10 protein-coding genes are annotated in these 13194 nt (G+C 37.8%); 4 read left to right on the top strand and 6 right to left on the bottom strand.

What is annotated here, in order from left to right:
* The first annotated feature begins 20 nt into the window (after positions 1–20).
* A complete protein-coding gene (locus PALI_RS02920) occupies positions 21–689 on the top strand; it encodes a hypothetical protein (RefSeq protein WP_138586161.1) in 669 nt (222 codons plus the stop codon).
* Here the strand turns inward: PALI_RS02920 and PALI_RS02925 are convergent.
* On the bottom strand, positions 672–1115 hold the full coding sequence (locus PALI_RS02925) for a hypothetical protein (protein ID WP_138586162.1): 444 nt from the start codon (positions 1113–1115) through the stop codon (positions 672–674). The two genes, PALI_RS02920 and PALI_RS02925, sit on opposite strands and share 18 nt — an antisense overlap.
* Positions 1116–1389: 274 nt before the next feature.
* On the opposite strand from PALI_RS02925, the gene PALI_RS02930 reads away from it, so the two are divergent.
* Complete coding sequence (locus PALI_RS02930; protein ID WP_193154867.1) at positions 1390–4059, top strand: bifunctional acetate--CoA ligase family protein/GNAT family N-acetyltransferase; 2670 nt, start codon at positions 1390–1392, stop codon at positions 4057–4059.
* The gene (locus tag PALI_RS02935) at positions 4059–5027 is read left to right on the top strand and encodes an ion transporter (protein ID WP_193154868.1); all 969 of its coding nucleotides are present in this window, start codon (positions 4059–4061) and stop codon (positions 5025–5027) included. The genes PALI_RS02930 and PALI_RS02935 overlap by 1 nt, the downstream gene beginning before the upstream one ends.
* 381 nt (positions 5028–5408) lie before the next feature.
* Here the strand turns inward: PALI_RS02935 and PALI_RS02940 are convergent, their stop codons facing one another.
* From PALI_RS02940 to PALI_RS02950, 3 genes are read right to left on the bottom strand one after another with little or no spacing between them, the layout of a single operon-like run.
* Complete coding sequence (locus tag PALI_RS02940) at positions 5409–9926, bottom strand: EAL domain-containing protein (protein WP_193154869.1); 4518 nt, start codon at positions 9924–9926, stop codon at positions 5409–5411.
* A gap of 26 nt (positions 9927–9952) precedes the next feature.
* Positions 9953–10354 (bottom strand): GNAT family N-acetyltransferase, encoded by a 402-nt coding sequence (locus PALI_RS02945; protein WP_182702928.1) that lies wholly within the window; start codon positions 10352–10354, stop codon positions 9953–9955.
* Positions 10355–10356: 2 nt separating this feature from the next.
* Positions 10357–10560, bottom strand: coding sequence for a DUF3283 family protein (locus tag PALI_RS02950; RefSeq protein WP_077536939.1), 204 nt, complete (start codon positions 10558–10560; stop codon positions 10357–10359).
* Between the two features lie 115 nt (positions 10561–10675).
* Between PALI_RS02950 and PALI_RS02955 the strand changes: the two genes are divergently transcribed.
* Positions 10676–11398 carry a transporter substrate-binding domain-containing protein gene (locus tag PALI_RS02955; protein ID WP_077536938.1) on the top strand — a complete coding sequence of 241 codons (723 nt, stop codon included), beginning with the start codon at positions 10676–10678 and terminating at the stop codon, positions 11396–11398.
* Here the strand turns inward: PALI_RS02955 and PALI_RS02960 are convergent.
* A complete protein-coding gene (locus PALI_RS02960; RefSeq protein ID WP_193154870.1) occupies positions 11370–11615 on the bottom strand; it encodes a DUF1289 domain-containing protein in 246 nt (81 codons plus the stop codon). The genes PALI_RS02955 and PALI_RS02960 overlap by 29 nt on opposite strands.
* 101 nt (positions 11616–11716) lie before the next feature.
* Positions 11717–12850: a 1-acyl-sn-glycerol-3-phosphate acyltransferase gene (locus PALI_RS02965; RefSeq protein ID WP_193154871.1), complete on the bottom strand. Its 1134-nt coding sequence runs from the start codon at positions 12848–12850 to the stop codon at positions 11717–11719.
* Between the last annotated feature and the right edge of the window lie 344 nt (positions 12851–13194).

Below are 13194 nucleotides of genomic sequence, written 5' to 3' on the forward strand. Positions count from 1 at the left end.
CCTTAGCGATGGAGAATATAATGGATTTAAGCATACAATTACTTAACGCACGCATTTCAAAGCAGCAGTTAAATGAGCTCGATAACGACTTTAAACAGTTGACGCCAGCTCAACAAACTCTGCAGCTAAATCACTTATATGAAAGTGCTCAGCGCTTGAGTATAAAATATGATTTTATGCAAAATATCGCTATCCGTATTTTAACAAACAACATGCCGCCAACACCTTTTGTTAACCAATTAATAAGTGTTGATGCATTGAGTTTTTTTACGCCAGCACTGAGAATAAACAAAGGCTTTTTAGCACAAGACATTCAGGGGAATAACGTACTACATAATGTATTTAAACATACCGATTCAAAAAAATTACCTTTTAATTATGTGCGATCTTTAATGTTATTTGAATCTAACGACGACTTACTTAAAGCTCTAGCACAGACGAATAAACAAGGACTCACCCCTGTCGCTTGTTATATCGCTTACGCACACAAACAAAATACACCAGTAAAGCATGAGTTTTCAGCATTACTCGCGCTTATGGAAATAGAGCAAAAACAAAACCCAAATGCAAAGCAACGACTTGCTAACGCATTAAAAGAAGTAAACCTTAGCGAAACAACTCTTTTACTAAGTGCCGCTTACTTACAGCGTTCAACAGCCCAAGTTGTACACTTAGTCAAGGCGCTTTAACTCACTAACAACTTCTATACGTACATTATCAATAGCATGTGTTATAGATTGCGCAGCACTTTCATGCTCAACCATATTAGGCCAATTAGTTTGCCAGTTTTTTTGCAATTTTTGAGCTTTTAATCGTACTTTGTCGACGGCTAAATAGCTCAAGTCATGAATCAGATTAACTTTCACCCACCCTTTTCTTGGACTACCTTCAACTTCGTTACTATCGTAATGCGCTGCAAATACTATAAGTTCAAGCTCAGCTAGTTCTTGTAATATTTGAAAACTCGCAATACGTGTATTGTTATTATCCTCACTTACTTCCATACGCCATGCGTTATAACTAAAACCTATAAACGCAAACACCACACTCGCTATTGCGGTAAAAAAATACGAACGTGGGGCCAAAACAAACTGACCATATTTAGACTCTGACATATTATTTCCTTGGGCGTGTTGATTTTTGTGGATTGAAATTTGTTCAATCTAGGGGCGATTAAATCGTGGCGCGGGTTTTTTAAATAAAGCCAAAACGAATTAAACCAATACTTAAACAAATAGCTGTTATAACAATATAAAAACCGGATGCTTTTTGCATTTTAGCCTCCTTGATCAACGTCAATAATAAGCAATTGCGCGCTCGAAATAATACGATAAACAGGGTACATTGAGACTATTAATAACGCAAAATTTAATCTGTCAAGGAAAAACCATGAGCCTTAAGCGAATTAGTCAGTTTTTTAACCCAAGCTCCGTGGCCGTTATTGGCGCCTCTAATATCTCTACCCGTGCAGGTTTCGTGGTTATGCGTAATTTACTCCAAGGTGGTTTTAAAGGGCCTATCATGCCTGTTACTCCAAATCATACTGCGGTACATGGGGTACTTGCTTATTCTTCGATTGCTGACTTACCAAAAGTGCCTGATCTTGCAGTTATTTGTACAAACAAAAATACTTTGATAAATATTATTAAGGAACTTGCAGAGTTAGGCTGTAAAAGTGCCATTATTATTGCCGATGGCCTCTCAGGTGAACAAAAGAGTGCGCTAAAAGCATGCGCTCAACTTCATCACGTTACTTTACTTGGACCCAATTGTTTAGGTTTGTTGATTCCCCATATTGGCTTAAATGCAAGTTTTTCACACACCATAGCAAACCCAGGTAAAATTGCATTTGTATCGCAATCAGCAGCGGTCTGTTCAACTATTTTAGATTGGGCAAAAAATAAAGAAATTGGCTTTTCATATTTTGTATCCGTAGGCGACTGTCTTGATATCAATTTTAGTGAGCTACTTGATTTTTTAGGACGTGATGCTAAAACAAACGCTATTTTACTCTACATAGATAATATTGAAGATACCCGAAGCTTTATATCAGCAGCGAGAGCCGCCGCTTTTAGTAAACCCGTTATTGCAATTAAAACAGGAAAAACAAGCGCCGGCGCGCTCGCTGCAGAAATTCACACCGGTGGAAAACAAAGCTCTGATGCTGTTTACGATGCGTTATTTCAGCGTGCTGGTATGCTACGCGTAAACGATCTGCGTGAGCTATTTGCGGCAACACAAACCTTAGCTATGCATCCTAAGTTATTAAAAGTAGAACAACTTACTATTTTAACAAATGGTGGCGGACCAGGTGTAATGGCTGTTGATGAGCTTATTCAAAGCTCAGGAAAGTTAGCCGAACTAAGCAATGAAACACGGCGGGCGCTTAATAAAGTGATCCCGCAATCAGATACTACGTCAAACCCTGTCGATATTTTTGGCGATTCAGCCCCCGCTCGTTATAAGCAAGCATTAGAAATTTTACTGCATGCAAAAGAAGTTAAAAACTTACTGATAATTCATACCCCTTCGGCTTTAGCACCAAGCGAAGACTACGCCAATATTATTGTTGAAACCTTACAAACACTCCCTAAAATGGCACGTCCTTACGTTATTACTAACTTTATGGGCGAAGACGCATCCTATGCTGCAAGAAAGGTGTGTTCAAACCATGCAATACCTACATATCGTACGCCAGAAGGGGCTGTGGGCGCATTTATGCATTTGGTCACTTATCGCCGTAACCAAAAACATTTAACGCAAACACCTGAGTCGAACACCGATGATGCCAAAATAAATAAAGTGGCTGCAACAGCAATAATTAATGAACAGTTAGATGATGAACAAAGTTACTTATCTACTCACCAAGCGAGTCAAATTTTAAGTCATTATGGTATTGAATGTATTCAAACTGAAGTTGCTTACACACCAACAGAAGCTAAAGAACAAGCCATAGAGCTTGGTTTTCCAGTAGCATTAAAGCTTATTAGCCCAAGTATTGCTTCTAAATCCGAAGTCGGTGGCGTGGTGCTCAACCTAAACGATGCAAACGAAGTTGAGCAGACGGCTTTTGCGATGCTTATTCGTATTAAAAACACTTACCCTGATGCAATTATTGAAGGGTTTTCACTACAAAAAATGGCGTCACGAGCCGGCGCGAATGAACTTCGAATTGCAATTAAAACAGAGCCCAATTTTGGCCCTGTTATTTTATTAGGTGAAGCAGGAACGGGGCTTGAGTACGCGCAAGCAGCCGTTGCTTTGCCTCCATTAAATATGAACTTGGCAAAATATTTAATTGCCGCAGCGCACGACAAAGGCGTATTAAAAGAGCGAATACTCCCTGAAAAAGTCGATAAATACCGTTTATGTGCGCTACTAACTCGTATTTCGCAGTTAGTTATTGATCAGCCGGATATAAGTTCAATGGAGCTTAACCCTATACTTGCCAGTAATGGGCAATTTTTAGTGCTTGATGCGACCATGACACTTGACCGCTATAAAGCTCAAAGTCATCGTAAGCGCTTATCTATTCGCCCCTACCCCATTGAACTTGTTGAGGTTGTCACACTTAAAAACAACACACAGGCAACTCTTAGACCTATAAAACCTGAAGATGAGCAAGCACATCAGGCATTTGATCAATCACTTAATAAAGAAGATCGATACAAGCGTTTTTTTGGTGAACTACCACAGTTTAATCATGATCAACTCGCCAAAATGACACAGATTGACTACGATCGTGAGATGGCTTTTATTGTGTGTCAACGATTTGAAGGTAAAACACGCACGCTAGGTGTATCAAGAGTTATTATGGATCCCGATAACTTACATGCTGAGTTCGCTATTGTTGTACGTTCAGACTGTCAAGGGTTAGGCCTTGGGCGAATACTGATGACAGCTGCAATTAATCATTGTAAACGCCAAGGAGTAGAATCAATTGAAGGTATTACCTTGCCAGAAAACACTGGGATGATTGAACTTGCGCGTAAGCTAGGTTTTAACATTAGCCGCGATTTTGAAGAAGGCAGTATTAATATGGTACTTAAACTTAAATAATGAAAAAAACACTAACACTAAGACAAAGAATAGCTGGCCTATTTGAAGGCACAGGGGATTATCAACGTGCTGGTCATATACTCGATGTAGCACTCATTAGTTTAATTATGATTAATGTAGTGGCAATTGTAATTGAGTCTATAGCAAGCGTTGCACAGCAGTATTACGATGCGTTTTTAATGTTAGAAATAATCTCAGTGGCTATTTTTGCAATTGAATATTGTGTAAGGCTCTGGGCTTGTGTGGATAAAACCAAGTATGCCGCGATTGAAGGCTCTAATACCAAGCGTCGGTTAAAGTACCTTTTATCTCCATTGGCTATTATAGATTTAATCGCTATTTTACCTAGTTTATTAATGTTCTTGTTCCCGCTCGATTTACGTTTTTTACGTGTACTTCGGCTCTTGAGGGTATTTAAGCTAACTCGCTATTCACGTGCTATGCAGCTACTTTTGCAAGCTTTTGTAAATGAAGGTAGCGCTCTCTTTGCAGCCTTTTTTATTATGGCTGTGGTACTCATTTTAGCTTCCTGCGGTGTTTATTTAATTGAGCACGACGTGCAACCAGATAAGTTTGAATCTATTCCTGCCGCTATGTGGTGGGCAATGGCAACACTAACTACTGTAGGTTATGGCGATGTAGTGCCAATAACGCCACTTGGCAAATTATTTGGTGGCGTTATTACTTTACTCAGCATGGGGATGGTAGCGATTCCTACAGGTTTATTAGCTTCAAGTTTTTCAGAGCAATTACGTAAACGCCGTCAGTTTTTTGAAGACGCTGTAAATGAGCAAGTCCACGGTAATACAATCAACGATGGCTCTCTTAACGACGAACAACGTAACCACCTAGAAGATCTTCGCCATAAGCTAGGGCTTAGTAAACTAGAAGCAAATAAAGCAATAAAAGCTCAACTTAACGAACGTAATAGTCACTTATTTTGTCGCAACTGTGGAAAGCGCCCCTAGGGCGTGTTGACCTTTCGTGCTTGATTTTTCAGCAGACTGATTGGTATTTAGACAAGTCAGAGCCTATTTATGGTTATTCCCTATAAATAGGCGATAACGCAGCATAAATGCCAAACATGCGCTGCCCTTCGGGTTCTTCCTAGGGACAACCAACTCTTTGTTACCTACATGGATTTAGGTAAGGGGCGTGAGCAGGACGCGGAAACTTTGCTCGATTTTTACTTATTCTTACAGGGATGTAAGCCATTAGAGTAACGCAGGAGCAGTTATCGAGCCCACTAGGTTACAAACCTCGCGCCGCGATAAATCGCCCCTAGATTGAACAAATTTCAATCCACAAAGGTCAACACGCTCTGGGGCCTAATTTATTAAATCAACAACCTAACTACCCATACTTTGGGTAAATATATCCTCCCAATCGCGGGACACTAAAAACGGTACGTCTTGACTAGGAACCGGTCGGCTGAATAAATAGCCCTGAAAATGCTTACAGCCTAACTCTTTTAAAAAGGCGAGTTGGTGCGAACTTTCAACACCTTCAGCAACACATTCTTTTCCTAAACTGTGAGCTAATGTCAATGTAGATTGGATAATTGCCTCGTCGCCGTAATCAATACCTATATCTTGCACAAAGCTGCGATCTATTTTTAATACATCAATAGGAAAGCGCTTTAAATAAGTCAATGAGGCATAACCTGTACCAAAATCATCCATGTACAACCTACAGCCTAAATTTTTAAGCATCTCCATACTGTGTAAAGCATGTTTTGAATCGCGCATTAGTATTGATTCAGTGATCTCAAATACAATTGCTTTTGATGGCACGCCAGCGGTACTTAATGCCTTTATTATCTCTGGGACTAATTCTTCAAATTCAAAATCAAGTGCAGATAGATTTATAGACAAATAAAGGTCGGGTGAAATTTTACGCCACTCTTTTAGTTCGCTCAAAGCACGAGCCAATGTTTGCAGCATTATTTTTGTGATTAAGCCTATTCCCTCGGCGGCCAAAGAAAACTCCTGAGTTTGTACTAGTTTATTTTCAGGCCAACGCAGTAATACCTCAAATCCTTCTGTTTTATAACTTTGAGAATTGATAATCGGCTGGTAATAATTACAAAACTCATGTTCTTGGTATGCTTTAGTCAATTGTGATTCTAAATGAAGCGCTTTTTGTACTCGCTGATTCATTTCCTGTTTATAAAATTGATAGCTTCCTTCAAGTGAATCTTTAGCATGGTAAAGCGCAATATTGGCAGCTTTTAGTAACGCGCTTTTTTGCTGCGCATCATCCGGCGAAATAGCGATACCAATACTTAAGTTCACATTTACCACTTGCCCGCCAATACTAATATTTTTATTCACACAATCCATTAACTTGGTGCATATTAATAAAACCTCTTCAATTTGATGAATATCTTCAACAAGCACTACAAACTCATCACCACCAAAGCGAGCAATACTATCTGATGGGCGCAAAGTAAGTTTTAATCGCTTAGCCACTTTTTTAATTAGCTCGTCTGCAACCTCATGCCCTAATGAATCGTTAAAATATTTAAAGCGTTTAATATTTATATGTAACAGTGCAACTTTGCATTGATAATGCTTTGCTTGCTCTAATGCATGTTCAACACGGTCATTAAAAAGAGCCCTATTTGGCAAGCCCGTTAATACATCATAATTGGCCAGTAAGTGAAGCTCATTTTCAGCTGTTTTTTGTGCGCTTATATCCGTTAAAATAATGACATAGCTACTCAGAGATTGATCGTTATCGGCCACCGCGCTTATTTTTACTAATACATGGCGCACCTCACCATTAGCGAGCATTACACTATCCTCACAAGAAAAATGCTCTCCTACCAATAACTTTTGCACGATACGTAAATAATCAAAAAGCGCGCTACGCGAGATCCCTAAGTTTAAAGACCGACTAGACAAAGACTCGGCTGAAAAATTAAAAGCTGTTTGCAATGATTTATTTGAAGCGCGAATATTTAAATTTTTGTCGAGTATGAACACCCAATCTCGAGTTTGTTCAAATGCAGCGGTAAAGAGTAAGGCATGCTCTTCGAACACCATTTCTCGGGTCATATTTGTATATGTTCCCGCTACCTTTTGAGGGGTTTTTCCATCCCACTCAACTACTTTTCCAAAATCCTTATACCAGCGCCAATGACCTTTAGCGTGACGTAAACGGTAAGTGCAATTAAAATACCCCTTTTCGGTAGATAAAAACTCTAACCACTCTAAACGAAATAGCTGCTTATCTTGTGGATGAATTTTAGTTAAATATTCATCAAGATTAACCGTTTCACTTTCGTAGCCTAACTCGTCACGTAAACGGGGCTGATAAATACTTGGGCTACTTGATTTCCAATCCCACACACCTGATTCACTGCCCTCTAACGCTATTTTTAAACGCGCTTCACTTTCTTTACTCTCTTTATTAGCAGCTAATAAAATGCGCTGAATTTTATTACGGCGCATTACCCACATTGCCACAAAAGCAATAAATAGCACGCCATATAGCACCACAAAATATGGAGCACGCCATAAAGGGTATTTAACTTTTATTTTTAAAATCGCTGGGGGAGTATATTCACCAGTAAGCGGATCTTTCGCCCATACTTTTAGTTGATAATTACCGGGATTTAATTTAGGGAACAAAACTCGATTGTTATTACGTGTATACGTTTTTTGTCCGTTATCGAGTTGATACTCGTAAATAATACGTTCTTGATTGCTAAAAGCCATGGCTGAAAATGCCACTTCTAGCCCTATATCATCATGATTTAAAACCACTTCGTTAAGTGGCTGCTTTAAATCAAGTGATAGGTCTCGCGACATTAAATCAACACCCGTGATATTGACATGATCGATAAGTGAGCGAAGGTTTTTATTCTCCATCGGGTGAAAATAAGTAAAACCTTTTAAACCACCGTAAGCAATACGGCCATCTTTTAGCTGTGCCATTGCATTGCTATTAAATTCAGCAGAGAGCAATCCTTCGGATACAGTAAACTGTTGAAAATGTAGCGTTTTAGGATTTAGTCGCCAAATTCCTTTATGGCTACTCATCCAAATCATCCCTTCATCATCAAGTACCATATTATAAAGCAAAGTACCTAGTTTATTTTTTTCTAAGTCAATTGTGTGTACAAGCTCATAGGTAGAAGCATTGACGCCAATTAAGCCAAAGTTAGATAGTGATATCCATAAAACATTATTATTATCCATTACATACGACAACACACTGATAGCAATGTTTTCGTGCTGTTTAGGCACTTTATAAATGACCTTAAGCGCTAAACTATCAGGGTTTATTTGATATAAAATCCCCGCATTAAAAAACAATGGTGAATCTGGCTTATTAGTAAGTGGTGGTAAAAAACCATATACTAAAAAGGGCTCAAACTGTGCTATTTCTCCCCCTAATCGAGTCACTATTTGACTATCAATATTATAAACAAATACACCATGATCAGAATGCACATAATACAAATCACCATTTGGCATTAAAGTAACACCATGCACCCAACCTGTTATTTGCTGCTGATTAGCTGAATTTTTTGTTTTAGGTTCGCTGATTTGATGCGTAATGGGATCAAAAATAAATAGCCCACGATTGCTATAAAGCCATAATTTATCTTTATAAGGCATAACTTCATAAACAGTAAATTCGGTAGTTAATAAATCTACTTGATAATTTTTTAGATAAGCCTTTCCAATATTATTTTTTAAATCAACCTCTGTGATACCGTTATGCGTAGCAAGCCATAATTTATCTTTGTACTCTGTAATTCCCCAAACAGAATGATGCGATAACCCATCGCCTCTAATTGAGCTACCATCAACATTATTAAAATGATAATTGTCATTTGATAAATAAAATGCGCCATCTGTTTTGGTCGCTACCCATATTCCACCCGATTTATCTTTTGCCATATCAATAATACTGGTATCAGCAAGTGTGTATTTACTCTCTGTTATACGTGTATTTTTAATCAGTTCGCCACTGTGTAAATCAAACTTAAATAGCCCTTTGTCAGTGGCTAAATCAAGCTTGCCCTGCTCATTCGCTATTTCCCAAATATTTAAATTAGCTAACAACACTTTACTTTTAAAGGTTAGATCTGGGCGCTCAAACATCCCTGACAAATTACTAATATCGACCTGATATAACCCCTTGACCGCACCGACCAGCAGCTGATTATTTTCACCTAAAGCAAACGATTTCACATTATTTTGATAAATATGATTAGCCTCTCCTTTTAAGTGCTGTAGTGGCCGTATTTGCTTACTAGCAATATCAAAAACATAAGCTCCATGAGTAGTGCCAATAAATATATAACCGTTGTAATGAAATAACTTTCTAATGAGGGTGTCTTTGTATTCGCTGGGCAGTTCAAAAATAGATGTTATATCGCCACTTTCAATATCAAGTTTAGCAAAATCCCGACCGCGCCCAATCCATAACGTTTTATTGTCAACGGCAAGCATACTAAAAACAGATTGATTAATTATTTGCTCTTCACTGGTGGGTTTGGTTATAAATTGCTTGTATGAATCAGTTGCAGGATCGTATCTAAATAATCCTGCAAGTAAGGATGCAATCCAAATATGACCGTCAGGATCTTGGTAAATTCGATCAATAATAGCTTCCTCTAATTCACCATTAGGACCATTAATAGAAAGTACTTGATAACCATCATAGCGATTAAGCCCAGCTTCAGTCGAAAGCCATAAGTACCCATTATTATCAATCAGCATGGTGTTAACATAGCTTTGTGATAAGCCCTCACTAGGAGATAAACGCTTTACTTGTGCGCTTACTTGGCAGCTTAAGATCGCTATGCAAACGATAAAACAACTTATGATCCAGTTGACGTCTTTGCTCATGCTTATTCCATATTGTTATTTTACTATTATGGGTACTTTAGGGCGACGATATTGCGGTGTGTGTAAATATTAAAAAGCGCTTGCAACGCAAGAGTATATGTTAACACTTGGTTAAAACCAATAGAATGGTATAAATCTGCTAAGTTTTTATAAGCAAAGGTATAAATAGTTTTATTTTGGCGCTTTAATAGCGTTGAGATAAGTAACTTTGCAAGGCCTTTAGACCTATATTCTGGCGCTACGAAAACCGTCGACAAAAATAAAAAATCATCCTTATTTTGCAACCTGCATGCGGCAACTATTTGCGCTTTATAATAAACAACCCAAAGTTGATCTTGTTTATTAGCCCGTCCTTTGACGCTGTATTGATCATAAAATTTATTAACAAGTGGCGTTTTAATTCTATCTAATACTTCAACCCTATACATGCCTAGCTCAGCATCAGTGCCAAATACTGTTCAAACTGCTGCTTTAAAAACATTTGTTCAGCAATCGGGCGACTGTGAATGGTGTTGTACACTTGTTCACGTGTTTTTTTATTACGCTTAATTTGGTATGCCCAGAATGATGCTTCATAATCGAGCTGAATTTGATATTTTTCTTCACGCGGTAACAAACATAAATTAAAACTCACAGTATTTCCTCACTAATTTTATAAAAATGCTGCTCAGACAAACTGGGCAAAAGGTAAGCAACTTGCTATTATCAGCCTCTCATTTTATTGATTTTTACTACAATTGGAAGTGATAGTGCATCAACGCCTTAGCACCTTGTTATTATTAGGTTATTTATTGTTCAGTGCACCATGTTTTGCTCATCAATACAACCTCACTTTTAACCGCCCAGAAAGCACTCCACAAGCAAATTATGTTCTTGAGTTATTAACGCTAGCCTACACCGACATTGGCCATAAAATTCATGTTATCGACTTTAACCGCCAAAATGCACTTTTAGCGGCTAATAATGGTGTCCTTGATGGGCAGTTAGGCCGTGATATTAGTGTCGAAAACAATTTTAATAACTTAATTAGAGTTGACTACGAACTACTGCAATTTAATTTAGTATTATATAAAGCTTGTCAGCCTAATACGTTAGAGCAACTAAAAAACGTAGCTATTTTAGCAGGCTACCCAGTACAAAAACGCTATTTAGCAAGTACAAGCTTTATGGGGAATATTATTGAAGTAAAAAATATGAATACACAGCTGAACTTGCTGGCTCAAAAAAAGGTAGAAGGTGCTTTGTTACTTGATTTTTTCATGGATAATAAATCAATACCTTCGCCCACCGGTTGTTTCGAAAAAGAAGTACTAATGATCTACCCAATTTATCACTACTTACATAAAAAAAATAAAAATTTAGTTAAAAAATTACAACATGCATTAACTAAATTAAATAGTAATGGGACTGTCTATGCTTTGCGGGCAAAATATAATTTAAAATTTAAAAATCGAAACCACGCTGCTCTGTAGTGTTATTAAATACTGTATTTTGCTGCTGTTTTTGCAAGTAACGCTTATAGCGCTGCTGGCATAAACTGAGCACTTTTTTCTTTTCGCTGTTGGTCAGGGAATTCCAAGTAAAACGCTCATCACGACTTCGGTAACAGCCCTTGCAATACCCTCTATTATTCACTAAGCAAATACTCTTGCAAGGGCTTGGAATATCAAATATTTCAATTTGTTGCATAAAGTGAACACCAATTAAAAGAATCAGACTTTTAGTATAGCGTTTTTTTTAAGCAAAAAAAAAGCAGCAATTAAGTTGCTGCTTTTATAATAACTAACCAATTAATGTTCGCAGTTATTTGTATTAATTTCAGTTTTACGATGAAATGGCTTGGCGTACATAGCCAATACCAATGGCTTTAGTTCATCGGGTACACTCGCCATACGCTGTTCAAACGTAATGGTATCGGGTGAGTTAATCACTTCTTTTTTGCAGCCACCAGCAATGTAGTTCCCTGGGTGCAAGTAAAAAGAATCGACAATTTGTTTATCAATCGTTTTTGCAAGTTCCTCAGCACTATCACAGTGCGATTCAATCGGCTCTCCAAATGCTAAATGTACATGTCCTTTTGCAGCACTAAACCCCTCAACAATACTGGCGATATCTTCACCCGCTGATTTAGTGTATTCACCGTGGTGTTGCTTATGATAAAGCTCTTTAGCTTTAGCAATAGCGCACGGCTCATATTGATAAGATATAGAAACAGGCACTATTTTTAACTCTTTAATATAATCGCCAAATTGTTTCTTTTGCTTTCTACCATTTAGCTGTAGCATTTTTAGAAGCGCTGGATCTGTTTGATCAAAACCATCTTTTGCGCGCCCTTCTTTTTGTGCAATCCAGATAGAGTTACCACTTATTAGTGAATCATAAATGTAGGATGAAAGCTGAGTCAGCGCTCTTAACATCTCTTTTGGTGCTTTGGTCGAACGTTTCACAATAAAGCTTTTATTTAAGCGCATAAGCTCAGTGATATAAGGTCTTTGCAATAAATTATCGCCAATAGCAATACGCACTGTTTTCATTTTATACTGGAACAATCCCCAGTTCACTAATGCAGGATCGAGTACAATATCGCGGTGGTTAGAAATAAATAGATAAGCTTGGTTTGGATCTAATTTATCGAGCCCTGAAAAAGTAACTTTTGATGTAGTGCGCTTTACTAATTTATTAAGGTATTGCGCAACTTCATTTTGTACATCCTCAACGGTGCTTACACTTCCCCATTTTTTGCGCAACTGACTTCTTACTAACGGGCGTGTAATAAAGGGCACCGCCGATAAAAAACGCGGTAAATTGTACTTTGCAATCACATCAATAAATGCATTATCGTTGATTAAACGCGATAGCGAAGCCGTAACTTCATCATCGTTATAGGGTCTTATATCAGCGTACTTATCTTCTAATTCACTCATTACTACATCTATAATGTTAAAAAACAGCACACCAAAGCGTACCGTTTATGTCTATATTCGATTATAACTCAGCCAATCTAAAATGCGAAATAACCAAAAAATGATTTTTATTCTTAGCAACTCGCTAATAAATCTAGTTAAAGTCGAGTTTCATTACCTTCTATGACCATAGGCTTGCTTATAAGTGCAAAAAAACTGATCAGTCTAGCAAAATACCATGTTCTCAACCTACTAGTGGGCAGACCACTACTACAAAACTCTCTCGTCATTTGGTAGTAATACCATTAACAAAGCCTTTCTTTCGTAGTACCTTAAGCCATATTTTAGATTTTTGATGGATCGTA

The sequence above is a fragment of the Pseudoalteromonas aliena SW19 genome (assembly GCF_014905615.1).
Lineage (GTDB): Bacteria > Pseudomonadota > Gammaproteobacteria > Enterobacterales > Alteromonadaceae > Pseudoalteromonas > Pseudoalteromonas aliena.